This is a genomic window from Phenylobacterium deserti (assembly GCF_003254705.1).
GTDB classification, from domain to species: Bacteria; Pseudomonadota; Alphaproteobacteria; order Caulobacterales; family Caulobacteraceae; genus Phenylobacterium; species Phenylobacterium deserti.
The window spans coordinates 1-25,335 of record NZ_QFYR01000005.1 but is presented as its reverse complement, the minus strand read 5'-3'; the positions used below and the strand labels follow the sequence as shown (position 1 = coordinate 25,335).

Sequence of the window (25,335 nt, the reverse complement as noted above, 5' to 3'; positions counted from 1 at the left end):
TCGGCTACAACGGTGACGAAGATCGGGGTTTTCTGAGTTCGATGGCGACGATTCGCGATGTGGCGCTGAGGGCGGGCGTCTCCGTGAAGACCGTGTCTCGTGTGCTGAACGAGCACGAGAGCGTTCGCGGACGAACGCGCGACAAGGTGCGGCAAGCCATGCAGCTGTTGGGCTATTCGCCTAGCGCCGCGGCCCGGCACCTGCGGTCACAGGGGTCTTATTCCGTCGGCGTTCTGATGGGCGACCCGAGCTCAGGCTATCAGTCACGCTTCCACCATGCGCTGTTAAGCGCCTGCATGGAGACCGGCCGGCATCTGTCGGTCGAACTCTTCGATGAGCCGGACCTCGGCTGGCAGGACCGCATCGTCAACTTCGTCACCGCGAGCGGCGTGCGGGAGATGATCCTTTTGCCGCCGCTCTGTGACTTCACGCCCCTGAAGAAACTTCTGCGCGAGCACGATGTGCGCTGCGTCTTGATCTCCCCCTCCAGCCCGGACCCGATGTCTCCGGCCGTCGAGATGGATGACCGGGCGGCCGCGCGCGAAATCGTCGAGCACCTATTCAGCCTTGGGCACGAGCGGATCGGCCATATCGGCGGCCATCCCGACCACGCCGCCTCGATCCTGCGGCGCAACGGCTACCTGGAAGCCTATGCTGCGCGGGGGCTCGGGCGGCCGGGACCAGAGCTTTTTGCCTCAGGCGACTTCCGCTTTAGGTCAGGCGTCGAGGCCGCTCAGGCTTTGCTGGACACGCCTAACCGTCCGACCGCGATTTTCGCGGCCAATGATGAGATGGCCGCCGCGACCTGCATGGAGGCCCAGCGGCGGGGGCTTCGCATTCCGGCCGATCTTTCGGTCGTCGGCTTCGACGATGCACCGATCGCCAGCTCCATCTGGCCGACGTTGACCACGATCCGGCAGCCGTTCGAGGAGATGTCGCTGCGGGCAATGCAGGCCTTCGCGGCTTGGCCGACGCACGCGGACGCTCCTGCGCCTTCGCATCTGGCGCGCCATCGGCTCATCGTTCGGGAGTCGAGCGGGCCGGCGCCGGGCCGCGACGCCTGATCGTTGCGCCAGGGCCTTGTCTGCGGAATAGCAGTCCAGCTCAGCAGCGCAGGACAAGAGCGTGATCGAAATCGGTGTGGACTTCGGCGGCACCAAGATCGAAGCGGCCGCCCTCGCTCCTGACGGGGCTTTCCTGTCTCGCGTGCGAGCGCCGAACCCCGGCAGCTACGATGCCGCCATACGCGCTGTCCGTGAGCTCGTGGAAGAGGCGGAGGGGCAGGCCGGCGGGCAGGGGACCGTCGGCGTCGGCGCTCCCGGTTCTGTGTCCCCGCGGACGGGCCTGATCCGCAATGCGAACTCCACTTACCTGAACGGTCGCCGCTTTCGTGAGGATCTTGAGACGGCGCTCGGCCGCCCGATCCGCCTGGCCAATGACGCGAACTGCCTCGCCCTATCGGAAGCTGTGGACGGGGCGGCGGCTGGCGCCGCCTCCACCTTCGCAGTCATCATCGGCACAGGCTGCGGGGGCGGGCTCGTCGTGAACGGGCTTGTGGTGGATGGCGCCAACGGGATTGCGGGGGAGTGGGGCCACATCTCGCTGCCCTGGCCCAAGCCGGACGAGGTCCCAGGTCCAAGCTGCTGGTGCGGACAATGCGGGTGCCTCGAGACCTGGATCTCGGGCACGGGCCTGCAGCACGACTTCGCCCGGGTGAGCGGACGCGAGCTGAAGGGCGCGGAGATCGTGGCGGCCGCGAAGTCCGGAGACGCCGATGCGGCGGCGGCCTTCGAGCGGTACGTGGATCGTCTTGGCCGGGCCCTGGCCATGGTGGTCAACCTGGTGGACCCAGAGGCGTTCGTGTTCGGCGGCGGCGTTTCAAACGCAGAGGATCTCTACGCGCGTCTGCCAGCCGCCATCTCGCCTTACGTTTTCGGAGACGCCTGGACGGCGACCCTGGCGCCGGCGAAGTGGGGCGACTCTTCCGGTGTCCGCGGTGCGGCCCGACTCTGGAGAGCCGGGCAGAAGGTGAGCTGAATCCCTACTCCACCATCTGGGCGAGGGCATCCCAACGCTTGACGCGGAAGTGCCGGCTGCCGTCGAATTCGACCACCGAAGCGCTCTGCAGTTGCGTCAGCATGCGCGAGACCGTCTCGATCGTAAGGCCAAGGTAGTCGGCCATGTCCTGCCGGCCCATCGGCAGGGACACTTTCGTAGAACGGTCGCTCTGCGCCCGCTCCATCAGGAAGCTGGCGACCTTTTCGCACGCCGTTTTGCGGCCAAGTACCAGGAGGTGGTCCTGGGTCCGCTCCAGCTCCCGGCGGGTGGCTTCCCAGATGGCGCGATCGAGTTCGCCGTCGCCAGCGAACGCCTTCAGCGACGAGCGCTTCACCACCAGGACCGTGCAGTCACAGAGCGCTTCGGCTGAGAACCGATGCGCAGGACCGGTCTCAAGGCCGACGAGGTCGCCAGCGTAGTAGAACGCGCTGACCTGGCGACGGCCGTCGCTGAGCAGACGTGTCGTGCGGACCGCGCCTGAGGTGACCATGTAGATGAGGTCGGCGTCATCATCCTGAGCATAGAGCTCCTCATCCTTTGCGAACGTCATCCGCAGTCCCAGGCGCTCCATCAGCTCGGAGACGCGGCTCGGGGCGGCGTGGGTGTCGACGTCGTAGGCGAGGGTCATGTGTCGTCCTCCAGGATCAACACATGCTGGCCTCAGCTCCGCTTTGGCGACATTCGGGAGCTTTCCCTAAGTAGTCATACGGAGGCGGGGACGACGAGCGCCGGCTCGGCTCCTAGCGTCGAGATTAAGCTGAGCGAGAATCGCCGGCGGGTGCTAATCGCCTCCGCGCCGAGAGCGATGCCTGTCTTCCGAGACCGGCGGGAGCGCTCGGTTCGGCGGAGACGCGCGCTGGGGCTTTGGTTTCCGGTGCTGGCCGTCCGCAGTCAGAACCCGCGGTCGAGGCGAGAGCCCCGGTCGCGGGTTTTCTTTCCTGCGGCCCCCGAACGCTGAGCCTCGTTCTCAGGGCAGCGGCCGAATGCCCTCTGCGCGGACTTTCCATCCCGTCTGCGGAAAGCCCGGAGCGGCCCCTTTCGACCCCTCCCATCCGGCCGCCATCATCCCAACCGCCAGCAGCAACGATCCGTTGGACGGGAAGTAGGTTTCCGCCGCTCGGCGGTAACCCGGCCCGTCGGGGCCTACGTCCGCAGAGGCCGTAGGGGTGAAGGCGTCGGCATGTTCGTCCAGATGCACCCGCGGCGTCATGCCGGAGACGCCCCACTGGTTGTTCTTGAGGTCTGCGAACAGCCAGTCGACAGCCTTCTCCGGCTCGCCGAGGCGCGCAGCGGTCATGGCGATCATGGGAAAGTCCCAGCCCCAGGTCTGGCGGATGTCCCAGACGTCCTCGGTCGCGCGGAAGGTCCGGCGCATGGTCTCAGGGTCGATCCGGTCGGCGCCGATCAGGCCGTAGGCCATGAGGAACGAGGGATGGTCCCGGTTCAGGCACTCGCCTGTGGCATGCGTGCGGCACGCCGACGTGGCCGCCTGCTTCCAGAAGTCAGGTCCGCTCTCGACCGGGAGGTAGAGGCCGTCCTGCTGCGGCGCCGGCGACATCCGTGCAATCACCTCGTCCCACTTGGGCTCGCGCGGCAGGCCGCGCCGCTGCCGCCAGGCCTGCGCCGTCTGCAGGCCCCAGCGGAAGTACTCCACTTCGAACGTCGGGTTGATGGTCGAGAGCGGCGGATGGTTCTCCTGCACCGGGATGATCGGCGGGCCGAGGACGTATCGGCCCTTCCCCCCGTCCCAGAGCGGCCACGAGGCAAGCAGCCGGGCGGTCTGGTCCACAACCTCGCCATAGGTCTGCAGCGTCTCGGCGGACGGCTGCGCACGATAAAGTAGTTCGGCCAGGTAGATCGGGTGCGGCTGCTGCCACATGATGAACGGGTTGATGGTGCTGGGACTGTTGCGCCCCTCCGGTCCGCTCATCTTTGGCCACCAGGCGCCCTCGACCTTGTGGCGCGCCGCCTCCTTGCGCGCCTCGGGCAGGTGAGCGGCGTACCACCCCATCATGCGCTGGAGTTTCTCGGGCCTGCCCCAGGCTGCGAACCAGCCCGAGTGCCAGACGGGCATCTCCAGGTGGAATTTGCCGTACCAGCTGTTCGAGAAGAGGCCCTCTTCCTGAGGCGGCAGTTCTCCGGTCCCGTTCAGCGCGCTCAAATATTGGGAAAGGACCACGCGCCGTTCGAGCTCGGCTGCGCGCGGATCGGTGCTCCCGGTGAAATCCACCATGCCGCCCTTGCTCCAGAAGCTGCGCCAGGTCTCCGTCACGGCGGTTCGTGCTGTGGACAGCGCGACGGGCTTCAGGGCTTCGGCTTGAGGTGCATAGGCCACCGCCACGACCAGCCGATCGCCGCGCGCGGGCATCACGCGGAAGCCATGCGGGCCATCAGCGCTGATGGCGGCGTTCGGCGCCTCGATGGCGCTGGCGTAGGTGGTATCGTCGAGCTTGCGTCCAAGCACCCAACGGGAGGCCGTGCGGCTCAAGACGGTGGTGGCGTGCCGCTCAGGCCGGCTCCAATCGGACGGGTCTCCGTTCACCGCGTCGGTGACGTAGGGGCAGCGCACCGAAACGCCCAGCCGCTTCTGCGCCACCAGGGGCGAGCGGATCTCCACCAGCACCACGTCGTCCTCGGGGAGCACCCGCGTTTCCACCGTCACCGGCTGGCCTTCGAAGACGAAGCGGCTGGTGAGGGCGCCGGTCCAAAGGTCCAGTGTCTGGCTCGTCCGCGAGAGGTCTGCGAAGGCGGCCGGCCGGCCGTTCCGCCGGCGCAATTCGAGGGAGATCCGGCCGAGCGAGAACCGATGCGGATTGGCGCGCAGCCAGGTGAATGCCGGGTTCTTCTCAGCTTCGGACCAGCTGCGCATCCAGGCGTAGGGCTGCGAGCCGCGGCCGGGGACCTCCACCTGGGTGAGGCCGTCCGCCTCGGTATAGCCCTTCGGGTCCGGGAAGCTGTGCCAGGACCACTGGGCCATGGTGAGCAAGGGCGCGAGCTTGGAATACTGCTCAGGGAAAGTCTGCAGGCCGGTGATGTCGGCGGTGAAGCCCAGGTCGCCGTTGCCGACCATCAGGGGCGCGTGCGGGTCGATCTCCGACAAGGTGACGTTGTGCCGGCTGACCAGGGCCTGCCTGTCGATCGGCTGGGCCAGCGCCGGCGTCGTGAGAAGGACGGCGGAGGCGAGGGCGGCGAAAACGCGGCGAACGGCAGCCATGGCTTCATCTCCCTGGCGGCGCGTGGGGAGCGGGCGGGCCGCTCCTCCGGTTTCAGGACCGCGCCGCTCTGTTGTCGGTGACCGGCGCCACGACCAGCCGCACGCCCGCCCGCTCCACATACTGGGCGCAGGCGTCGGGCAGGCGGTCGTCGGTGACGAGGGTCGAGATCTCTTCGAGGTCGCAAAGCACGTGCCCAGCCGGCGCTTCGAACTTGCTGCTGTCGACCAGCAGGATGATCTCGTCGGCGCGCTGCAGCAGCCGTCGCTCGGCCTGGATCAGCAGCATGTCGGCCTGCATCACCCCGTGGCGGCCTACGGCGGCGGCGCCGAGGAACATCTTGGAGGCGCGGAAGCGACTCGCGCCGTCTTCCTCGAAGGCGGACAGCACGATGTTCTGTTCTCGAAATACAGTCCCCCCGGGGATCGTCACCCGGGTGCTTGGCTGGGGCAGGAGGGCGCTGACGATGTGGAGGGAGGTGGTCAGCACCTGCAGGCCCAGGTCGGCGAGGTGAGGGCACATCTGCAGGGTGGTCGAGCCGCCGTCGATGATCACCGCCTCGCCGGGAGCGCAGAGGCCAGCGGCGGCGCGGCCAACCGCAGCCTTTTCAGCGGGATGGCGGCCGATGTTCTCGTGGAACGGGACGCCGGTCAGGTGGCCTTCGTCGGACTTGCCTTCGGGCAGGCGGGCGCCGCCGCGGACGCGGACGATGCGGCCAGTGCCAGCCAATCGATCAAGGTCGCGGCGCAGGGTGGCCGGGGAGGCGGCCACGCGCTGGTCCAGCTCCTGGAAGCCGATGAAACCACGCTCCTCGATGATGCTGAGGATGAGTTGCTCGCGTTCGGCCGAGTGCATGGCTAGTCCTGATCGCTGGAGGCGAGAGGCCTTTTCAGCAGGTTGTGCCAGCTGTGCAACCAAGAGATTCTCAAATCCGCTCAGACGATGCCGGCGCCCAGGCCCACCGGCCGGCGCTCCTGGGCCTTGCGCTCGCGCCAGCCGCTGTCGCGGTAGGCAAAGATCGGCTCGGCCGCGCCGCCCGCCTCCATGCGGGCCATGGCGAGAATGGGCGTTACGTCCGTGCGGTAGGCCTGCCGCAGCGCCTGGAACGCCAGCATGGTGTCGTTCGCCGCCTGGGCCGCGTGCAGGGCCTCGCGATCAACGATGAGCGCCTTCGCATAGGCGCCGACGATCGCCTCGGCCGACGAGAGCATGCTTTCGATGGGATCGGTCACGTTGTGCGACTGGTCGATCATGTAGGCCGGATCGAAGCCGTCGCGGGGGGAAAGCTCGGCCTCGACCAGCTCGTTGAACACCAGGAACAGCTGGTGCGGATTGATGCTGCCGCTGTCGAGATCGTCGTCGCCGTACTTGGAGTCGTTGAAGTGGAAGCCGCCCAGCTTTCCGAAGCGATGGAGGCGAGCCACGATCTGCTCGATGTTGACGTTGGGGGCGTGGTGGCCGAGGTCCACCAGGCACTTGGCCTTCGGGCCCAGCTGCTGGGCGGCCAGGATGCTGCTGCCCCAGTCGGAGATGACGGTCGAGTAGAAGGCCGGCTCGTACATCTTGTGCTCGAGCAGCATGCGCCAGTCGCCGGGGAGGGCGGCGTAGATCTCGGCGGCGGCTTCAAGGTAGCGGTCGAGCGAGGCGCCCAGGTCCTGCTGGCCGGGGAAGTTGGTCCCATCGCCCACCCACACGGTCAGGGCTTTGGAGCCCAGCTCTTCGCCGATGCGGATGCAGTCGATGTTGTGCTCGACCGCCTGGGCGCGGACGCCTGCGTCCGTCGCGCTGAGGCTGCCGTTCCTATAGCTGTGCGGCTGACCCGGCTGGTCCTGGAAGGTGTTGGAGTTCACGGCGTCGAAGCCCAGGCCGAGCTCGGCGGCTTCCTCGCGCAGCGCCTTGTAGTCGCTGACGTGGTCCCACGGGAAATGCGGCGACACGCGGGGCGTCGCGCGGCCGAGCTGTTGGACGACGGCGCAGTCCTCGAGCTTCTCGTGGATGTTGGTCGGCTCGCCCGGGATCGGGAACTTGGCGAAGCGGGTGCCGCCGCGGCCAGAGCCCCAGGTCGGGGTGGCCACGGAGAACGCGCCCACCCGCGCCTTGATCGCATCGATGGCGACGCCGCGGCGAGCAAGGGCGCGGCCGAGGCTGTCGTACTCGTCCTGCAGGGCCTCGAGCCGTGCGGCGTTGTGGCTTTCGATCTGGTCGGCCGACAGGGGCGCTCCAGCCATAATGTCACTCCCGATACGCGCCTCGTGCATTGCGAGGCGATTGTTGTTGAGGCTCAGCGCGAGAAGGCCTGGGCGTTGCCTGCGTCGACGTTGATGATGTTGCCGGTGGACTTGCTGGAGGCGTCGCAGGCCAGGAAGTAGACCGACTCGGCCACGTCCTCGGGCAGCACGCTGCGCTTCAGCATGGAGCGCTTGCGGTAGAACTCCTCGAGCTCTTCGCCGGCGTCGATGCCGTAGGCGCCAGCCCGTTCCTTGCGCCATTCGCCGTCCCAGATGCGCGAGCCGCGGATCACCGCATCCGGATTGACCACGTTCACGCGGATGCCGAACTCGGCGCCTTCCAGGGCCAGGCAGCGGGCCAGGTGCAGCGACGCGGCCTTGGCCGAGGCGTAAGCCGAAGCGCCCGGCGTGGCGGCCACGGCGTTCTTCGATCCGATGAAGACGATGGACCCGCCGCCTTGCTGCTTCAGCAGGGGGAAGGCGGCGCGCGCGGTCAGGAAGTAGCCCTGCGCCAGCACGTCGTAGTTCTTGCGCCAGAGCTCGATGGTGGTCTCTTCGATCGGGGCGGCCGAGGCGATGCCGGCGTTAGCCACCAGGATGTCGAGACCGCCGAACTCACGGGCGGCGGCGTCGAACGCGGCCTGCACCTGAGCTTCGTCAGTGACGTCGCAGACGGCGGCCCGGATGAGGTCTTTCCCGAACTGCTGCACCAGACCCTTGCGGGCCTGTTCGAGCGCATCGCCGTTGAAGTCGGCCAGCAGCACGCACGCGCCTTCCGAGGCCAGGCGGGCGGCGGTCGCCGCACCGATGCCGCCGGCGGCGCCGGTGACCAGGGCGATGCGGCCGACCATCGGCTTGGGCTTGGGCATACGCTGCAGCTTGGCTTCTTCCAGCGCCCAGTACTCGATGGCGAAGGCTTCGCTCTCGGGCAGGCCGATGTAGTCGCCGATGGCTTCAGCGCCGCGCATGACGTTGATGGCGTTGCCGTAGAACTCGCCCGCGAGACGCGCCGTGGTCTTGTCGAGCGCGAAGGTGAAGCGGCCGACACCGGGCAGCAGCACGACCACCGGGTTGGGGTCGCGCATCTTCGGATCGGCGGGGCCGGCGCACCGCTCGTAGTAAGCCTTGTAGCCCTGCCGGTACTGCTCCAGCGCCTCGGCGAGATAGCCGTCGTCCTCGATCCGCGCGGGATCGAGCGGCAGGGGCGCGATTTTGGTGCGCAGGAAGTGGTCGGGGCAGGAGGTGCCGATGGCCGCGAGGCGCAGGAAGTCGTTCCCGCCGACGAACTCCAGGGCTTCCGGATCGTCGGAGAAGTGACCGACCTTGGGCCGCTCTCCGGTCATCAGCCCGCGCAGGCGGGGCATCAGGACGGCCGCGATCCGGGCGCGCTGTTCGGTCGGCAGCGGCTTGTAGGCAACGCCGCCGAAGGCCGGCTTGCCTGCCAGCGCCGCATTCAGATAGGCGGCGGCCCGAGCGATCAGGTCGATGGTGTTTTCGTAACAGGACTTGGCGTCGTCGCCCCAGCAGATCAGGCCGTGGCCAGCGAGCACCACGCCGCGCAGACCCGGATTGGCGGCCACATAGTCCCGCAGGCGCAGGCCGAGGTCGAAGCCCGGGCGCTTCCAGCCAAGCCAACCGACCTCGCCGCCGTAGATCTCGCGGGTGGCCGTCTCGCCATTGGAGGACGCCGCCAGGGCGATCACAGCGTCCGGATGGACGTGATCGATGTGGGCGAAGGGGAGGTAGGCGTGCAGCGGGGTGTCGATCGAGGCCGCACGCGGGTTCAGGTTAAAGGTGCAGTGGGGCAGAAAGCCCACCATCTCGTCCTCGAACTCCACGCCGCGGTAGAGCTTCTCCAAGACCAGCAGCTTGTTGAGGTAGAGCGTCGAGAAGCCATCCAGCTTCATGGAGCCGATGTCGCCGCCCGAGCCCTTGACCCAGAGCACGGTGACGGCTTCGCCGGTGAGAGGATCGGTCTCGACCACCTTGGCGGAGGTGTTGCCGCCGCCGAAATTGGTGACCGTGAGGTCCGAACCCAGCAGGTTGGAGCGATAGAGCAGCAGCTCAGGCTGCGAGAGCGCGGCGGCGGCTCCGTCGGACCAACGTGATTCGGGTACGGCGAAGGGCAGAGCGGTCTCTGACACAGGCGCGGGGGGCGAGCTGATGATCGACATAGTGGAAAACCTAGACCCGAGGTTCGTCTTCAGCAATCATGTTCGATAATAATCTATCAAAATAGATCGGAAACGCGGGTGGAGACGGGCTGCATCGTGGTGCTGGACGTTGGAAAAACCAACGCCAAGCTGAGCCTCTGGAATGGTCGCGGCGTGCGGCTTGCGCGCGAAGTGAGGGCCAACGCCGTGGCGCAGGGGCCGGGCTATCGCGCGCTCGACGTCCACGGCCTCGACGCCTGGATCGCGGAAACCTTGAGCGAATTCGCCAAGGTGGTGCAGATCGCCGCCATCGTGCCGGTCGGCCACGGGGCCGCGGCGGCTCTCGTGTCGGACGGGCGGCTCTTCACTGCGCCTTTAGATTACGAAGACGATGTGCCGCCGGACATGCGCCGCGCCTACGACGCCCAGCGCGACGCCTTCGCGCACACGGGCTCGCCCGCCTTGCCGCAAGGACTGAACCTCGGGGCGCAGCTTCACCGCCTCGAAGCGATGACCGGACCCTGGCCTGAGGATCTGCAGATCCTGCTCTGGCCTCAGTACTGGGCTTGGCGCCTCTGCGGCGTGGCGGCGAGCGAGGCCAGCAGCCTCGGCTGTCATACGGACCTTTGGCGGCCGCACGAGCGGCGGCCGAGCGAACTGGCGGTCGCGCGGCGCTGGGCTGCGCGTTTGCCGCCTCTGCGCGGAGCAGGCGAGGCGCTGGGCGTGGTCACGCCGGAGTGGCGGGAGCGGGCGGGCTTGCCGGCGGAGTGCCAGGTGATCTGCGGCCTGCACGACAGCAACGCCGCCCTGCTGGCGGCGCGGGGCCATCCGGAGATCGCCGCACACGACGCGACGGTGCTTTCCACCGGCACGTGGTTCGTGGCGATGCGTTCGCTGGCGCCGGGTGCGACGCGGGACCAGCTGCCCTCGTTGGACGAGCGGCGCGATTGCCTGCTGAACGTCGACGTGGCCGGCCAGCCGGCGCCGTCCGCGCGCTTCATGGGCGGACGGGAAGCCGAGCTCATCGCGGGCCTCGACATCTACCACCTCACGGAAAACTACGATCCGCAGCGGCTGATCAAGCGACTGCCAGAGCTGATCGCCGAGCGCGCCTTCGTTCTGCCGAGCTTCGTCCCGGACGTCGGGCCGTTCCCAGGCGGGCAGGGCGCCTGGATCAACGAGCCTGCTTCACCGTCCGACAAGCGGGCCGTGCTGGGGCTCTATCTGGCCCTGGTCGCCGACGAGACGCTGCGCCTGATCGGCTCGCGCGAGCGCCTCCTGGTGGAGGGACGATTCGCCGAGGCGCAGGTGTTCGTCCGCGCATTGGCGACGCTGAGGCCGGACATGCGCGTCTACACCTCGAACGCGCATGACGACGTGCCGTACGGCGCCCTTCGTCTGCTGCGCCCCGAGCTGCCGCCGCAGGCGCCGCTCGTCTCCGTTGAGCCGCTGGCGGTCAGCCTCGACGCTTATCGTGACGCCTGGAGAGCCCAGCTGCTGCAGCCCGCCAGCTGACGGAGTCTGCGAGCGGGTCTGACGGCTTTGCTCGCGAATGCGTCAAAACAAACCATTTGCGTTCAAGACGGATCACCGGCAGGGTGTCTCCAAGAACGCCGTTTGAGCGTTCATCGGAGGAAACGGGTATGGTGATCGAGATCGACGCCACGCCGCCCGGGGTGACCGCCCCGTCTCTCGGCTCGCTGCGCGGGCCGCTGGCGCTGGCCATCTCGTGCTTCGTCGTCTGGGGCCTGGCCTATGGCCTGCTCGACGTTCTGAACAAGCACGTCCAGGACACCCTCAGCGTCGGCAAGGCGCAGTCCACCTGGCTGCAGATCGCCTACTTCGGCGCCTACCTCCTGATGAGCGTTCCAGCCGGCATGCTGCTGCAGGCGCGCGGCTACAAGTTCGGGATCGTCTTCGGTCTGTGCGTCACCGCCGGCGGAGCCCTGCTGTTCATCCCGTCGGCCGGCGCGGCGAACTTCAACTTCTTCGTCGGCTCGATGTTCGTGCTGGCGTCCGGCCTGTGCGTGCTGGAGACGGCCGCGGACACCTACGTCAACGTGCTGGGCCCGCCGGAGCACGCCTCACGGCGGCTCAACCTCGCGCAATCGTTCAACGCCCTGGGCGTGTTCATGGGCCCGCTGATCGGCGGGGCGGTCTTCTTCGCGGAGGGCGAAGGATCGGCCGCCGCGAGCGCCGACCAGAGCGGCGTGCAGATGACTTATCTGGTTATCGCCCTGGCCGTCCTGGCTTTCGCCGCCGTGGTGGCCCGCTCGCGCCTGCCGGAAATCCGCGACGCCGCTCATGGCGACAGCAAGAGCGGCGGGGCAGGGGCTTCTCCCTTCGCTCAGCGGCACTTCGTGTTCGGCGTGGTGACGCAGGCGCTCTACATCGGCGCCCAGGTCGGCATCGGCGCCTTCTTCATCAATCTGGTGACGGAGACCTGGCCGGGCTTCGGCTCGCGCGAGGGCGCCTTCATGCTTGCGGTCGCCACGGCCGCCTACCTGATCGGTCGCTTCGCCACCACCGCGCTGCTGCTGCGGTTCGCGCCGCGCACCATCCTGACCGTCTACGGCCTGATCAACGTGGCCCTGTGCCTGGTGGTCGCGGCCGGGCTGGCCAAGGTCTCGGCCATCGCCCTGGTGGGCGTCTTCTTCTTCATGTCGACCATGTTCGCGACGATCTTCACCCTCGGGGTGGCGGATCTCGGCCCCGCCACCAAGCGCGGCGCCTCGCTCATGGTCATGGCGATCGGCGGGGGCGTGCTGCTGCCGTACCCGATGGGCCGCATCGCCGAAGCTTACGGCACACCCGCCGCCTTCCTGCTGCCCGCCGCCTGCTTCGTCGTCGTCGCCCTTTACGGGTGGCGCGGCGCCCAGGTTTCGGCCGCCCGAGGAGGCCGCGTCACCCCCTAGTACCGCGTCCATCGCAATCGCGCCGGCGTCCCGCCGGCGATCACAAGAACCAGACCGGGAACGTCCGGCGACCATCCTCGGGGAGGCTAAGATGCAAACGATCACCCTCAACAGCCGGCGTGCGCGCCTGCTCGGCGGCGCCAGCCTGGCGGTCGCGAGCCTGCTGCTCAGCGCCACGTGCGCCCACGCCCAGGCCGCCCAGGAGCCGCAGGAACTTGAGACGGTCGTGGTCACGGGCTCGCGCCTCGCCCAACGCGGGTTCGACGCGCCGACCCCGGTGGCGGTCGTGGACTCCGAAGAGTTCCGGCTGTCCGGCACCCAGAACGTCGAAGAACTGCTGAACGACACGCCACAGTTCGTCGGCTCGCAGAACAACGGCGCCACCGCCAACACCGTCCCGGGCGGCACCGCGACGCTCAACCTGCGCGGCTTTGGCGACAAGCGGAACCTGGTGCTGGTGAACGGCCGCCGCTTCGCCATCTCCGGTCCGGACCAGACCACCGACATCAACACCATTCCGGCGGCGCTGATCTCGCGCACCGAGGTGGTGACCGGCGGCTCGTCGGCCGTCTACGGCTCGGACGCCATCACCGGCGTGGTCAACTTCCTGATCCGCGACGACTTCGAGGGCGTGCAGATCGACGCCCAGCGCAGCTGGGACAGCCCAACCAACACGCCGACCTATTCGGTGGACCTGACCGCCGGCGGCAACTTCGCCGACGGCCGCGGTAACGCGGTGGTGTCGCTGAACTACATGGATCGCGGCTCGATCAGCCGGGGCGAGCGGGGCGACTGGGCCTTCTATTCGCTATCCGACGGCTGCGTGACGCCAGCGTCGCACAGCTCCGACAGCCCGGGCGTGCCCGTGGCTGTGCCCGGCGGGCAGAACTGCCTGCAGGCCGGCGGCGTGCCGGGCCTGATCGCCGGCGGCAGCGGCGACATCCCGAACGGCCGGTTCACCGGCGTTCCGCTGCCCGGTTCGGCGCAGTCCAACCCCGGCCTGAACGCCGCCCTGGCGGCGGCGGGCCTGTCTGGCCTGGGCTCGCGCGGGTTCACCTTCGACGACGCCGGTCGCCAGGCGCGCCCGGCCCTGACGCCGCAGGACGACTTCAACCTGGGTCCCGACAACTACCTGGTCATTCCGCAGAAGCGCTGGATGATCAACGCCTTCAGCCACTACGACTTCAACTCGAAGGCGACGGGCTATCTCGAGCTGCACTACTCCAACAACGTCGTGGACATGCAGCTGGCGCCCACCAACATCAACGGGCCGTTCCTGTTCAACACGAACAACCCGTACCTGAGCCTGGCCATGCAGGAGGTCCTGCGGCAGCTGGATCTGCGCGAGACGGGGACCACCACGGTCGTTTCCGGCACCGCCACCCGCACCACGACGCCGGGCGACGGGCTGGCGGTGCTGAACGTCGGCCGGCGCCTGCGTGAGATCGGGCTGCGCCGCAACACCTCCGAGCGGAACGTCTTCCGTACGGCCATCGGCCTGCGCGGCGATCTGGGCGACCTTTCGGATGGCTTCCTGCGCGAGCTGCGGTACGACGCCTACTACACCTACGCCCGCACCTCGCAGACCGACCGGCAGGAGGGCAACGCGTCCCGCAGCCGGTTCGCCGCGGCGCTGCTGTCCAACAACGGCGCTGCGCCGGTGCTGAACGTGTTCGGCCCGAACATCTCGGAAGAGGGGGCGCGGGCGATCCGCATCGGGGCCACCAACATCACCGAGTCGGAACTGCAGGTGGCGTCGGCGAACATCACGGGCGTCGCCTTCAACATGCCGGCCGGCCCGGTCGATTTCTCCACGGGTGTGGAGTGGCGCTACGCCAACACCAACTACAATCCGGACGAATTCCTGCGCTCCGGCGACGTGGTCGGCTTCAACCCCGGCCAGCCCACCGGCGGCAGCGTGACGGTGAAGGAGTGGTACGGCGAACTGCGCGTGCCGCTGCTGGCCAACCTGCCGTTCGTCGAGAACCTGAACGCCAACGGCGCCTATCGCTATTCGGACTACAACCTCGGCGGCGTGGGCGCGGTGAAGACCTATTCGGTGGGCCTGGACTGGAAGATCAACGCCGACATCGCCCTGCGCGGTCAGTTCCAGCACGCCATTCGCGCGCCCAGCGTGGGCGAGCTCTACGGCGGCCTGGCGCAGAGCTTCGATGCGGCCACCGATCCCTGCTCCGATCGCCAGCCGGCCGGCCAGCGCACCGAGCAGGTCCGCCAGGTCTGCGTCGCCACCGGCGTGCCGGCCTCGCAGGTGTTCACCGCGGGCGTGCAGTCGAACAACATCATCGGCAACCTGTTCGGCGGAAACCCGAACGTCGGCGAGGAAGAGTCCGACACCAAGACGCTCGGCGTCGTGCTGCGGCCGCGCTGGGTTCCGGGGCTGGCGGTCAGCGTCGACTGGTTCGACATCAAGCTCGACGGCGCCATCGCCCAGCTGGGCGGCGGCCTGCAGAACACGCTGAACCTCTGCTACAACGTGATCCAGGATCCGAACTCGGAGTTCTGCCAGGCGATCGCCCGCAACCCGGTGACCGGCGAAATCGCCCCGCCGTACTATGCGACGATCACCAACGCGAACACCGGCGGGCTGAAGACCTCCGGCGTCGATTTCGAAGCGCGCTACAGCCGCGACCTGGCCTGGGCCGTGCCGTACCTGGGCGGCGAGGACAGCACCATCGGCGTGTCCACCTACTGGACGTGGCTGGACGAGTTCACCTCCACGCCGGTGCAGGCCTTCCCGAACGTGAAGAACTACTGCGTCGGCGCCTTCGGCCCGACCTGCGGCCAGCCGATCCCCGAGTGGAAGGGCGTGACCCGGGTCACCCTGAACTCGGGCCCGCTGAGCCTGAGCGTGCGTCACCGCTATATCGGCGAGGTGACCATCGATCGCTACCTGCTGCCGCAACGGGCCGGCGGCACGGTTCCGCAGTTCGACCTGCTGGTGAACCCGACGCTGGAGGCGCAGCACTACTTCGACGCCTCCTTCACCTACGACGTGACGGACTCCGTGCAGTTCTACGGCGGCGTGAACAACCTGACGGACCGCGACCCGCCGATCCTGGGCAGCGCGGCGCCGTCGGCCAACACCTACACGGCCACCTATGACGTGCTGGGCCGGACCTTCTTCATCGGAGGCACGGTGAAGTTCCACTAGGCGCGAGCGATGGCGCTGGCGGGCGGGGTCCTGGTTGCCCGGCCTTCCGAAGCGCCGTCACTTACTGGCGCGGGCGCGCGTGCCGGCGGGCTTCCTCCCCTCCGCTGCACGCGCGCCCATCGCTTGAGAGGCGAGGTTGAGTATGACGATGCGTGCGACGGGCCTGGCGATCCTGGCGGCCCTGACGGCGGTTCCGCTAGGCGGCTTCGCCCCGGCGGCGCAGGGGGCGGGCGTTTATCGAAACCCCGTGCTGTTCGCGGACTATTCGGATCCGGACGTGATCCGCGTGGACGACGCCTACTACATGGTGGCCTCCACCTTCCACTTTTCGCCCGGCCTGCCGGTGCTCAAGTCGCGGGATCTGGTGCACTGGACGATCATCGGCCACGTGCTGCCCAAGCTGACGTTCGCGCCGGAGTACGACCTGCCGGGGCCGGTGCCGACCAACGACACCGGCGCGCGCATGCCGCGCGAGCAGCGGGCGGTGGGCCAGCGCTACGCGGGCGGCGTCTGGGCGCCGTCGATCCGGCATCACAACGGACTGTTCTACGTCTACTTCGCCACCCCGAATGAGGGGATCTACATGGCGACGGCCGAGGATCCGGCGGGCCCCTGGAGCGCGCCCGTGGCGGTGAAGGCCGAGGCGGGGCTCGAGGACCCTTGCCCGTTCTGGGACGACGATGGGCAAGCCTACCTCATGCACGGCAAGGTTGGGGCAGGGCCCCTGGTGCTGCACCGGATGTCGGGGGACGGCGCGCGCGTGCTGGACGAAGGCAAGGTGATCGTCGAGGACCCGAAGAACCTGCCGGTTCTCGAGGGGCCCAAGCTCTACAAGCGCAACGGCTGGTACTACATCTTCGCCCCCATCGGCGGGGTGGAGACCGGCCCACAGGTCGCCCTGCGCTCGCGCAACATCTGGGGCCCCTACGAGCACCGCGTGGTGCTGGAGAAGGGCGCCACGGCCGTGCAGGCGCCGCACCAGGGCGGCTGGGTGGAGACCCCGTCCGGGCAGGGCTGGTTCCTGCACTTCAACAGCACCGGCGCGTTCGGCCGGATCGTGCACCTGCAGCCCGTCGCCTGGCGCGACGACTGGCCGATCATGGGCGAGCCGATCCCGGGCTCGACGGCCGGCCAGCCGGTGATGGAACATGCGATGCCCGACGTCGGTCGGCGCTTCCCGGCCGTGTTCCCGCAGACGTCCGACGACTTCGCAGGCGCGAAGCTCGGCGTGCAGTGGGAGTGGAACCACAATCCCGACGACGCGCGCTGGAGCCTCACCGAACGGCCGGGTTTCCTGCGCCTGAAGTCCGCACCGGCGCCCAACCTCGTCAGCGCCCGCAACACCCTGACCCAGGTGCAGCAGAGCCCCGCGTCGCACGTGGTGGCGCGCATGGACGTCCGTCGGATGGCTGACGGGCAGAGGGCGGGCCTTTCCATGTTCGGCACGGGCCCCAGCTGGATCGGCGTCGTGCAGCAGGGCGGGGTCCGACACATCGCCACCTCGGTGGCGGGAGCGGAGACCCTGGGGCCGCAGATCTCGGCCGGAACGCTGGACCTGCGCCTCACCGTGCTGCCGGACCAGAAGGCGCGCTACGCCTACAGCACCGACGGCGGGCGGACGTTCACCGCGGTCGGACAACCGGCGCCGTTCCGGTTCAGCTGGTGGAAGGGCGCGCGACCGGCCGTCTTCACCTACGGCGCGGCTGGCGGCTACGTGGACATCGATTTTGTGCGGGTAACCAAGCTGCAGCCTTGAGGAACGCCGCTGGTCTGACACCGGTAGCAATGCCAAGGTGGTCGCAAGGAGAGGCCGGATGCGGCCCGTGAGGAGGATCTGAAGATGACCCAGGAACGAGGGCCCAGACTCGACAGGCGCGCAGTCGTCGGGGGCGCAGCGGCGCTCACCGCCGTGGCGGCCGGCGGAGCGGCCCGTGCGGCCGCGCCACGTCGCAAGTACGCCATCGTTGGCACGGGCCATCGCTCGCGGATGTTCCAGGACGCGATCTGGGGGCCGCACAAGGATGCGTCCGAGCTGGTGGCCGTCTGCGACCTCAACCCCGGCCGGGTCGCCTATACGCAGCGCCGGTCCCGAGAGGCCGGAGCCAAGCAGCCGAGAGGTTACGTCCACACCGATTTCGAGCGGATGATCCGGGAAACGAAGCCGGAAACGATCATCGTCACCACAGTGGACGCCACCCACGACAACTACATCGTCCGCGCGCTCGAGGCGGGCTGCGACGTGATCACCGAAAAGCCGATGACAACCACGGCGGCCAAGGCCCAGCGGATCATCGACGCGTGCCAGCGTACCGGCCGCAACATCCGGGTGACCTTCAACTACCGCTATTCGCCGCCCCGGACGCAGATCAAGGACCTGCTGATGAGCGGGGAGATCGGCGACGTGCTGTCCGTCGACTTCAACTGGCTGCTGAACACCAATCATGGCGCGGACTACTTCCGCCGCTGGCACTCCAACAAGGCCAACTCCGGCGGCCTGATGGTGCACAAGGCCACCCACCACTTCGACCTGGTGAACTGGTGGCTGAGCGCCCTGCCGCAGACCGTCTGGGCCTACGGCAAGAGGGAGTTCTACACGCCCACCATGGCCAAGCGTCTTGGCCTGAAGGGGGCGCACGAGCGCTGCCGCACCTGCCCGGAGAAGGACAAGTGCAGCTTCTACCTGGACCTGGCGGCCGACCCGAGCCTGAAGGCCCTCTACATCGATAACGAGAAGTACGACGGCTACTTCCGCGACCAGTGCGTCTGGCGTCCCGAGATCAACATCGAGGACACCATGAACGTCATTGTGAAGTACGACACCGGAGCGACCCTCAGCTACTCGCTGAACGCCTGCAACGCCTGGGAAGGCTACAACATCGCCTTCAACGGTACGAAGGGTCGCATCGAGCACTCCATCGTCGAGCAGGTCTATGTGGCCGGCGGCGACATGGTCCAAGGCGGCATCCAGCCGGGCGGCGTCACCACCCGTGTCATGCCCCTGCGCGGCGCGCCACGGATCATCGAGCCCTGGACCGGCACGGGCGGCCATGGCGGCGGCGACGACGTGATGCTGGCGGATATCTTTGCGGCGGAGGGCGCGCGACCGGACAAGTACTTCCGGGTGTCCGACCAGAACGGCGGCGCCTATTCCATCCTGATCGGCGCGGCGGCGAACCGCTGCTTCGAAACGGGTGGTCCGGTGAATATCGCGGAGATGGCGACCGGCCTGCGCCGGCCCGCCTATGCGCCCATGCCGACGCGCAATGACCCGGTGCCCATGCCGCCGCGCAAGGCCTGAGCCAGGGACGCGGCTGAAGGTTCAGCCTTCAGCCGCGCCTCACTACTCAGGCGTTGATGTCGACGTCCTTCGTCTCGCGCACGAAGAGCATGCCGATGACAAAGGTCACGGCCGCCACCACCACAGGGTACCAGAGGCCGTAGTAGATGTTGCCCGTCGCCGCGACCATGGCGAATGAGGTGGTGGGTAGGAAGCCGCCGAACCAGCCATTGCCGATGTGGTACGGCAGGCTCATCGAGGTGTAGCGGATCCGCGTCGGGAACATCTCCACCAGCATGGCTGCGATCGGCCCGTAGACCATGGTCACGTAGATCACCAGCAGGGTGAGGATGCCGACAACGGCCACCTTGTTGACCTTGGCGCTGTCCGCCTTGGCGGGATAGCCGGCCGCCTTCAGCACCGACCCCATGTTCTTTTCCCAGGCGTCCCGCTGCGTCTTGAACTCGGCTGCGGGCAGCAGCTGACCGGGGAAGGAGGTGATCACTTGGTCGCCGACCTTCACCTGGGCCACCGATCCGGCCGGAGCGGCCAGGTTCTGGTAGGTGACCCCGGCGCGGGCCAGATAGGACTTGGCGATGTCGCAGCTCTTGTTGAACACCGTCTTGCCCACCGGGTCGAACTGAACGGAGCAGTCCTTCGGATCGGCGATGACGGTGACCGGCGAGGTCTGCGCGGCCCGGGCGAGGTCCGGGTTGGCCGACCAGGTCAGCGCCTTGAACAGCGGGAAGAAGGTGAGGGCGGCGAGCAGGCAGCCGGCCAGGATGATCTTCTTGCGGCCGATCTTGTCCGACAGCCAGCCGAACAGGACGAAGAAGGGCGTGCCGATCAGCAGCGACAGCGCAACCAAGGTGTTGGTCAGCGCGCCATCCACCTTCAGCATCTTCTCCAGGAAGAACAGCGCGTAGAACTGCCCGGTGTACCAGACCACGGCCTGACCGGCGGTGAGGCCGACCAGCGCCAGGATCACGATCTTCAGGTTGCCCCAGTTGGCGAAGCTTTCCTTGAGGGGCTGGGTCGTGCCCTTGCCCTCGGCCTTCATGCGCTGGAAGGCCGGGCTTTCCTGCAGCTTCAGGCGGATCCACAGGGAGACGCCGAGCAGGAAGATCGAGACGAGGAAGGGCACACGCCAGCCCCAGGAGCCGAAAGTGGATTCGCCGAGCGCCGTTCGGGTCGCCAGAATGACCGCCAGGCTGAGGAACAGACCGAAGGTGGCGGTCGTCTGGATCCAGCTGGTGTAGAGCCCGCGCTTTCCGTGCGGCGCATGCTCCGCCACGTAGGTGGCGGCTCCGCCGTACTCACCACCCAGGGCGAGACCCTGCACCAGGCGCATGATGATCAGGATCGCCGGCGCCGCGACGCCGATCTGCGAATAGGAGGGCAGCAGGCCGACCGCGAAGGTCGAGAGGCCCATCAGCAGCATGGTCACCAGGAAGGTGTTCTTGCGTCCCCACAGGTCACCCAGCCGGCCGAACACCAGGGCGCCGAACGGGCGCACCGCAAAGCCGGCCGCGAAGGCGAGCAGCGCGAAGATGTAGCCAGTGGTCTCGTTCACCCCCGAGAAGAAGTGGGTGGTGATGTAGGTCGCCAGCGAGCCGTACAGATAGAAATCGTACCACTCGAACACCGTGCCGACGGAGGAGGCGCCGATCACGAGTCGATCGTCGCGACCCACTGTGCGCCCCGCCTTCCCCTCGGCCGCGCTCGCAGTCGCGTTGGCCATGCTTTCCTCCCGATACCCCGCCTTGAGGCGTGTTGCTTCTACGGAAGGCAGCCCCTCCGTTCCTGAACCTTCAACATGCATGCAAGGACGAGAGTCTGCGAGTTCGACCTTCGCCTTCGGCGCAGAAAGGCGCTCAGAAACTGAGCTGAGCCCCCAGTTCGACCACCCGGGAGGGCGGGATGCGGAAGTAATCCGTTGCGCGGGCGGCGTTGCGCATGAGGAAAACGAACAGCAGGTCCCGCCAGCGTGCCAGGCCAGCGCGTCGACGCGGGATGAGGCTGCGCCGGCTGACGAAGAACGAGGTCCGCATAATGTCCAGCTTCAGGCCTGCGGCTCGAGCAAGGGGAAGGGACCGGGCGACGTCAGGGTTTTCCATGAAGCCGAACGCGAGTGTCAGGGCGAAGACGTCCGGAGCCAGTCGGCGCACCGTCACCCGCTCCCCATCCGGCACGCGTGGCCGGCGCACCATCTGAATGGTCAGCAAGACCACCTGTTCGTGCAGCACTTGGTTGTGCTTGAGGTTGTGCAGCAGGGCCGCGGGAGCGACATCCGGATTGGCCGTCAGGAAAACAGCCGCGCCTCGAGCTCGCATTGGCGGGCGCGCTTTCAACGTGATGAGCACGTCTTCGATACGAGGCGCGTCCGCTTCCGCCGTCTTCAGGCGGCGGGCGCCCTGCATCCAGGTGGCCATGATGCAGATCAAGGCGGCGGCGATCAGCAAGGGTACGTAACCGCCATGTGCAACCTTGGTGAGGTTGGCGGCGAGGAAGCCGGTCTCCATCGCCACGAACGGCAGGAAGGCGACGATCGCCGCCCAGATCGGACGCCCCTTCAGCCGACGGATAGCGAACACCGCCAGGATCGAGGATGTGATCATCGCGCCGACAACCGAGATGCCGTAGGCGGACGCCAGCGCACTCGATGAGCGGAAGGCCAGCACCAGAGCGGCGACACCGGCGAGCAGGATCCAGTTGATCTCCGGCGAATAGATCTGGCCTTCGTGCGCTTCCGACGTCGGCTTCAGCGTGAGGCGCGGCAGCAGGCCAAGCTGGACCGCCTGCTGAGCCAGGGAGAAGGCGCCAGAGATCACGGCTTGGCTGGCGATCACCGTTGCGGCGGTCGCGAGCAGCACTAGGGGCAGTTGGAACCACTCCGGCGCGAGCAGGAAGAACGGGCTCGTCGCCGCTTCCGGCGCGCCAAGCACCAGTGCGCCCTGACCCAGGTAGTTCAGGGTCAGGCACGGAAACACCATTAGGAGCCAGGTCACTTGGATCGGCTTGCGACCGAAGTGGCCCATGTCGGCGTACAGCGCCTCTGCACCGGTGACCGTCAGGAACACCGAGCCCAGGATCAGGGGCGCGAGGGTCGGATGAGCCAGAAGCGTGACGATCCCTCGCGTCGGATCCAGGGCGGCGAGAACCTGGGGCGCGCGCACGATCTGGAGCAGGCCAAGCACGGCGATAATCAAGAACCAGGCGATGCAAACGGGACCGAACCAGCGGCCGACGCCGCCGGTCCCATGACGCTGCACCAGAAACAGGCCGACGAGGACCAGCAGGGCGAGAGGCACGATGAAGGGCTCGACGTGCGGCCCCACGCCTTTGATGATCTTCAGGCCTTCCACCGCGGACAGAACTGAAACCGCCGGCGTCAGAACGGCGTCGCCGAAGAAGAGGCCCGCACCGATCATGCCGATCAGCAACACTGCACGCGCGCCCCGACCGCCGGCCTTTTGAACCAGGGCCATGAGGGCGAGCGTGCCGCCTTCGCCGCGGTTGTCGAAGCGCATGAGGATCAGGACGTACTTGATCGTCACGATGATCATCAGGGACCAGAACATCAGCGACAGCACGCCCAGAACGTCGGCGGTCGCGAGGCCGCCGTCTGTCCGGACCAAGTGGCTGATGCTCTCCTTGAAAGCGTAGAGCGGGCTGGTGCCGATGTCGCCGTAGACGACGCCAGCAGAGCCGAGCGCGAGGCCCAGGAAGGTCTTGAGGCGGGCGGACGCCGCCGGATGGGCGGGGTCGAGAGCGGCGGAGCTTGTCATGGCCGGGCTTGTCGCGCCGACCGACATAAAGATCCCATGTGGTTGTGAGGTCCGGCTCGTGGCGGAGCCTTGCAATGCGACAGCAGCGGAGCCTTCTTTCCGCCGAACCGTCGCCGGAGGCTGCTGATGAGCCTGGACATCGACCCGCCGCTTCAGGAGCGCCGCCCATTGCCGGCCTGGGTGCGCCTTGGCGTGAGCCTGCTGCTCGTCGCGCTGGCGCTGGGCCTGGCGCTGCTCTTCGAGCGTCAGGTGCGCCCCCCGAACCTTTCGCTGGTGTTCGTCCTGCCGGTGGTCCTCGCAGCGGTAAGCTTCGGCTGGAGCGCCGCACTGGCGGCGGCGGCAGCCGGCGTGCTGGCTTACAACTTCTTCCTGATCGAGCCGCGGTACACCCTGGCCGTCGATGGCCGCGACAATGTCTGGGCGCTGCTGCTGCTGCTCGCCGTGGGCGCAATCGTGTCGGCGGTTGCGGCCGAGTCCCGCCGCCGCGCGCTCGTGGCCCAAAGGGCGGCTGATCAAGCCTTGACGCTCCAGGCCCTCGCCCGGGCGCTTGTCGGGGCCGGCGACAGATCGCAGATCGGCGAGCTTTGCGCAGAAGCGCTTTCGAGGCTGTTCAGCGCCCCGGCCGTGGTGCTTGCCAGCGAAGACGGAGAACTGGCGGTGATCGGCTCCTCCGCGCCGACCCAGCTCAACGCGGCGGATAGTGAGGCCGCCGCCTGGGCGCTGGCTTCCCGCAAGGCCTGTCGGGCGCAGACCTATCCTGCGGATGGCGCGAGCTTCGACTTCTGGCCGGCTGCGGCGCCTGGGCGAGCTGTCGCTGTCATTGGCCTCAAAGCGGCCGAGCGACCGGCCGACGCAGAACCGCTGGTGGAAGTCGTAGCCGGGTATGTTGCTGTGGCGCTGGCTCGCGAGGACCTGATGCGGCGCTCGGTGGCCCTGGAGATCCAGCGCGCGAGCGAGCGTCTCAAAGCTGACCTGCTTGCAGCCGTCTCCCACGACCTCAAGACGCCGCTCTCCACCATCCTCTTCACCCTGCAAAGCCTGCAGCGTTTCCAGGGCGAGCACGATGCTCAGGCCCAGTTGGATCTGCTGGCCCTGGCGGAAGCTGAAACGGCCCGGCTGAGCCAGCTCGTGGCCAACCTGCTCGATATGAATCGGCTGGATGCCGAGGCGGTGACGGTCCGCGCCGAGCCGGTCTTTGCATCGGAGCTCGTGATGACCGCGCTCCAGCGCTCGCAGGCCGCGCTGAAGGACCATCAGGTGCGCAACGAGGTGGGCGGGCGTCACCCGCGCCTGGAGGCCGACCCGCACCTGACGGAGACGGCGCTCGCGAACCTGCTGGAGAACGCCGCGAAGTACAGCCCTCCGGGTTCTACGATTTGTCTTCGCAGCGGAGCTGATGGCGGAACTGGCTGGATCGAGGTCGCCGATGAGGGGCCGGGTTTTGGCGGGCTGAGCGAGCCCCTGTTCGGTCGCTTCGTTCGCGGGGTGCAGGGCGACGGCCGGCCGCCCGGCACCGGGCTCGGCCTGTCCATCGCCCGTGGCTTCGCCGAGGCGCAGGGCGGGACGGTGGAGGCGAGCGATCGACCCGACCGTCAGGGCGCCGTGGTGCGGCTGGTGCTGCCGCTCGCCGCGGCGGAGGCCGTGGCATGAGCGGGCAGGGCGATCCGGCCACCATCCTGGTCGTGGAGGACGACCCCAGCCTCAGCGCCGCCTTGATCGCCACCCTCAAGGCGGCGGGACACCGGCCGGTGCCGGCGCGCACCGCGGCCGAAGGCGTGCGGTGGCTGGCGCACTACAGGCCCGATCTGGTCCTGTTGGATTTAGGCCTGCCGGATCGCGACGGGCTGAGCGTGCTGCGCGATGTCCGAGGGCGCGGCGCGACGCCGGTGATCGTGCTCTCCGCCCGTCATGCCGAGGCGGTGAAGGTCGAGGCTCTCGATCTGGGGGCGGACGACTATGTCGCCAAGCCGTTCGGAGTCGACGAACTGCTGGCCCGGATCCGCGCCGCCCTGCGCCATGGGGTGCAGGTCAAGGGCTCGGCCCCTGTCGTGGTGAGCGGCGACCTGGTGATTGATCTCGCCCGCCGAACGGTCAGCAAGGCCCGCGAGCCGGTGAAGCTGTCTCCGAAGGAGTACGACCTGCTGAGCGAGCTCGCCCTGGCGATCGGCCGGCCGGTGGGGCACGCGGCCCTGCTTGAGGCCGTTTGGGGCAGCGAGCGAGCCGACATTCAGTACCTGCGGGTCTACATCGGCCAACTGCGGCAGAAGCTTGGGGCCGAGATGGTGCTGTCGGAGCCCGGCGTCGGTTATCGGCTGGCGCAGATCTGACTGGGAAGGGCAGGGCGAACGAAAAAGGCCTCCGCGAATGCGGAGGCCTTTTTGGTGTCGTGATTGGAAGGGTTGAGATGATCCGTTTTGTAGACCTGGCGGCGACCTACTCTCCCGCGCCTTAAGACGAAGTACCATTGGCCCGGAGAGGCTTAACGACCGAGTTCGGGATGGGATCGGGTGGGGACCTCTCGGCATAGCCACC

The 25,335-nt window shown here is 67.9% G+C and carries 16 protein-coding genes and 1 rRNA gene; 9 read left to right on the top strand and 8 right to left on the bottom strand.

Annotation, left to right across the window (positions count from 1 at the left end; all coding sequences use genetic code 11):
* Window positions 1-41 precede the first annotated feature (41 nt).
* The gene (locus DJ018_RS16800) at window positions 42-1,064 is read left to right on the top strand and encodes a LacI family DNA-binding transcriptional regulator (protein ID WP_111516143.1); all 1,023 of its coding nucleotides are present in this window, start codon (window positions 42-44) and stop codon (window positions 1,062-1,064) included.
* Between the two features lie 61 nt (window positions 1,065-1,125).
* The gene (locus tag DJ018_RS16795; RefSeq protein WP_111516142.1) at window positions 1,126-2,037 is read left to right on the top strand and encodes an ROK family protein; all 912 of its coding nucleotides are present in this window, start codon (window positions 1,126-1,128) and stop codon (window positions 2,035-2,037) included.
* A gap of 4 nt (window positions 2,038-2,041) precedes the next feature.
* Here DJ018_RS16795 and DJ018_RS16790 read toward each other — a convergent pair whose 3' ends face one another.
* The 5 genes from DJ018_RS16790 to DJ018_RS16770 form a co-directional block, all read right to left on the bottom strand.
* Entirely contained in the window at window positions 2,042-2,686 is a 645-nt protein-coding gene (locus tag DJ018_RS16790) for a helix-turn-helix domain-containing protein (RefSeq protein WP_111516141.1), read from the bottom strand.
* A 339-nt stretch (window positions 2,687-3,025) separates the two neighbouring features.
* Entirely contained in the window at window positions 3,026-5,272 is a 2,247-nt protein-coding gene (locus DJ018_RS16785; RefSeq protein ID WP_111516140.1) for a hypothetical protein, read from the bottom strand.
* A 52-nt stretch (window positions 5,273-5,324) separates the two neighbouring features.
* Window positions 5,325-6,125, bottom strand: coding sequence for a DeoR/GlpR family DNA-binding transcription regulator (locus tag DJ018_RS16780; protein ID WP_111516139.1), 801 nt, complete (start codon window positions 6,123-6,125; stop codon window positions 5,325-5,327).
* A gap of 80 nt (window positions 6,126-6,205) precedes the next feature.
* Window positions 6,206-7,498: an L-rhamnose catabolism isomerase gene (gene rhaI / locus DJ018_RS16775; RefSeq protein WP_111516138.1), complete on the bottom strand. Its 1,293-nt coding sequence runs from the start codon at window positions 7,496-7,498 to the stop codon at window positions 6,206-6,208.
* A gap of 53 nt (window positions 7,499-7,551) precedes the next feature.
* Window positions 7,552-9,672: a bifunctional rhamnulose-1-phosphate aldolase/short-chain dehydrogenase gene (locus DJ018_RS16770; RefSeq protein WP_111516137.1), complete on the bottom strand. Its 2,121-nt coding sequence runs from the start codon at window positions 9,670-9,672 to the stop codon at window positions 7,552-7,554.
* 78 nt (window positions 9,673-9,750) lie between these two features.
* Between DJ018_RS16770 and DJ018_RS16765 the strand changes: the two genes are divergently transcribed.
* From DJ018_RS16765 to DJ018_RS16745, 5 genes are all read left to right on the top strand, one after another.
* On the top strand, window positions 9,751-11,166 hold the full coding sequence (locus tag DJ018_RS16765) for an FGGY-family carbohydrate kinase (RefSeq protein ID WP_111516136.1): 1,416 nt from the start codon (window positions 9,751-9,753) through the stop codon (window positions 11,164-11,166).
* A gap of 128 nt (window positions 11,167-11,294) precedes the next feature.
* The gene (locus tag DJ018_RS16760) at window positions 11,295-12,566 is read left to right on the top strand and encodes a sugar MFS transporter (RefSeq protein ID WP_111516135.1); all 1,272 of its coding nucleotides are present in this window, start codon (window positions 11,295-11,297) and stop codon (window positions 12,564-12,566) included.
* A gap of 91 nt (window positions 12,567-12,657) precedes the next feature.
* A complete protein-coding gene (locus DJ018_RS16755; protein WP_111516134.1) occupies window positions 12,658-15,738 on the top strand; it encodes a TonB-dependent receptor domain-containing protein in 3,081 nt (1,026 codons plus the stop codon).
* A 142-nt stretch (window positions 15,739-15,880) separates the two neighbouring features.
* Entirely contained in the window at window positions 15,881-17,494 is a 1,614-nt protein-coding gene (locus DJ018_RS16750; RefSeq protein ID WP_111516133.1) for a glycoside hydrolase family 43 protein, read from the top strand.
* An 84-nt stretch (window positions 17,495-17,578) separates the two neighbouring features.
* On the top strand, window positions 17,579-19,036 hold the full coding sequence (locus DJ018_RS16745) for a Gfo/Idh/MocA family protein (RefSeq protein ID WP_111516132.1): 1,458 nt from the start codon (window positions 17,579-17,581) through the stop codon (window positions 19,034-19,036).
* Window positions 19,037-19,082: 46 nt separating this feature from the next.
* Here DJ018_RS16745 and DJ018_RS16740 read toward each other — a convergent pair whose 3' ends face one another.
* Both DJ018_RS16740 and DJ018_RS16735 read right to left on the bottom strand, forming a co-directional pair.
* Window positions 19,083-20,756 (bottom strand): MFS transporter, encoded by a 1,674-nt coding sequence (locus DJ018_RS16740; protein ID WP_111516131.1) that lies wholly within the window; start codon window positions 20,754-20,756, stop codon window positions 19,083-19,085.
* Window positions 20,757-20,889: 133 nt separating this feature from the next.
* Window positions 20,890-22,803, bottom strand: a complete 1,914-nt coding sequence (locus DJ018_RS16735; RefSeq protein WP_111516130.1) for a potassium transporter Kup — start codon at window positions 22,801-22,803, stop codon at window positions 20,890-20,892.
* Between the two features lie 126 nt (window positions 22,804-22,929).
* On the opposite strand from DJ018_RS16735, the gene DJ018_RS16730 reads away from it, so the two are divergent.
* Together DJ018_RS16730 and DJ018_RS16725 are read left to right on the top strand one after the other, a co-directional pair.
* Window positions 22,930-24,453, top strand: a complete 1,524-nt coding sequence (locus DJ018_RS16730) for a sensor histidine kinase (RefSeq protein ID WP_111516129.1) — start codon at window positions 22,930-22,932, stop codon at window positions 24,451-24,453.
* Window positions 24,450-25,130 (top strand): response regulator transcription factor, encoded by a 681-nt coding sequence (locus DJ018_RS16725; RefSeq protein ID WP_111516128.1) that lies wholly within the window; start codon window positions 24,450-24,452, stop codon window positions 25,128-25,130. The genes DJ018_RS16730 and DJ018_RS16725 overlap by 4 nt, the downstream gene beginning before the upstream one ends.
* A 93-nt stretch (window positions 25,131-25,223) precedes the next feature.
* On the opposite strand, the gene rrf is transcribed toward DJ018_RS16725, so the two are convergent.
* Window positions 25,224-25,335: ribosomal RNA gene (gene rrf, locus DJ018_RS16720) — 5S ribosomal RNA — on the bottom strand; the annotation flags it as partial.

Bases quoted from the DNA above. Each gene is read 5' to 3' on its own strand.
- DJ018_RS16800 (WP_111516143.1), top strand. From the start codon at position 42: ATGGCGACGATTCGCGATGTGGCGCTGAGGGCGGGCGTCTCCGTGAAG.
- DJ018_RS16790 (WP_111516141.1), bottom strand. From the start codon at position 2,686: ATGACCCTCGCCTACGACGTCGACACCCACGCCGCCCCGAGCCGCGTC.
- DJ018_RS16785 (WP_111516140.1), bottom strand. From the start codon at position 5,272: ATGGCTGCCGTTCGCCGCGTTTTCGCCGCCCTCGCCTCCGCCGTCCTT.
- DJ018_RS16780 (WP_111516139.1), bottom strand. From the start codon at position 6,125: ATGCACTCGGCCGAACGCGAGCAACTCATCCTCAGCATCATCGAGGAG.
- rhaI (WP_111516138.1), bottom strand. From the start codon at position 7,498: ATGGCTGGAGCGCCCCTGTCGGCCGACCAGATCGAAAGCCACAACGCC.
- DJ018_RS16770 (WP_111516137.1), bottom strand. From the start codon at position 9,672: ATGTCGATCATCAGCTCGCCCCCCGCGCCTGTGTCAGAGACCGCTCTG.
- DJ018_RS16760 (WP_111516135.1), top strand. From the start codon at position 11,295: ATGGTGATCGAGATCGACGCCACGCCGCCCGGGGTGACCGCCCCGTCT.
- DJ018_RS16755 (WP_111516134.1), top strand. From the start codon at position 12,658: ATGCAAACGATCACCCTCAACAGCCGGCGTGCGCGCCTGCTCGGCGGC.
- DJ018_RS16750 (WP_111516133.1), top strand. From the start codon at position 15,881: ATGACGATGCGTGCGACGGGCCTGGCGATCCTGGCGGCCCTGACGGCG.
- DJ018_RS16745 (WP_111516132.1), top strand. From the start codon at position 17,579: ATGACCCAGGAACGAGGGCCCAGACTCGACAGGCGCGCAGTCGTCGGG.
- DJ018_RS16740 (WP_111516131.1), bottom strand. From the start codon at position 20,756: ATGGCCAACGCGACTGCGAGCGCGGCCGAGGGGAAGGCGGGGCGCACA.
- DJ018_RS16735 (WP_111516130.1), bottom strand. From the start codon at position 22,803: ATGACAAGCTCCGCCGCTCTCGACCCCGCCCATCCGGCGGCGTCCGCC.
- DJ018_RS16730 (WP_111516129.1), top strand. From the start codon at position 22,930: ATGAGCCTGGACATCGACCCGCCGCTTCAGGAGCGCCGCCCATTGCCG.
- DJ018_RS16725 (WP_111516128.1), top strand. From the start codon at position 24,450: ATGAGCGGGCAGGGCGATCCGGCCACCATCCTGGTCGTGGAGGACGAC.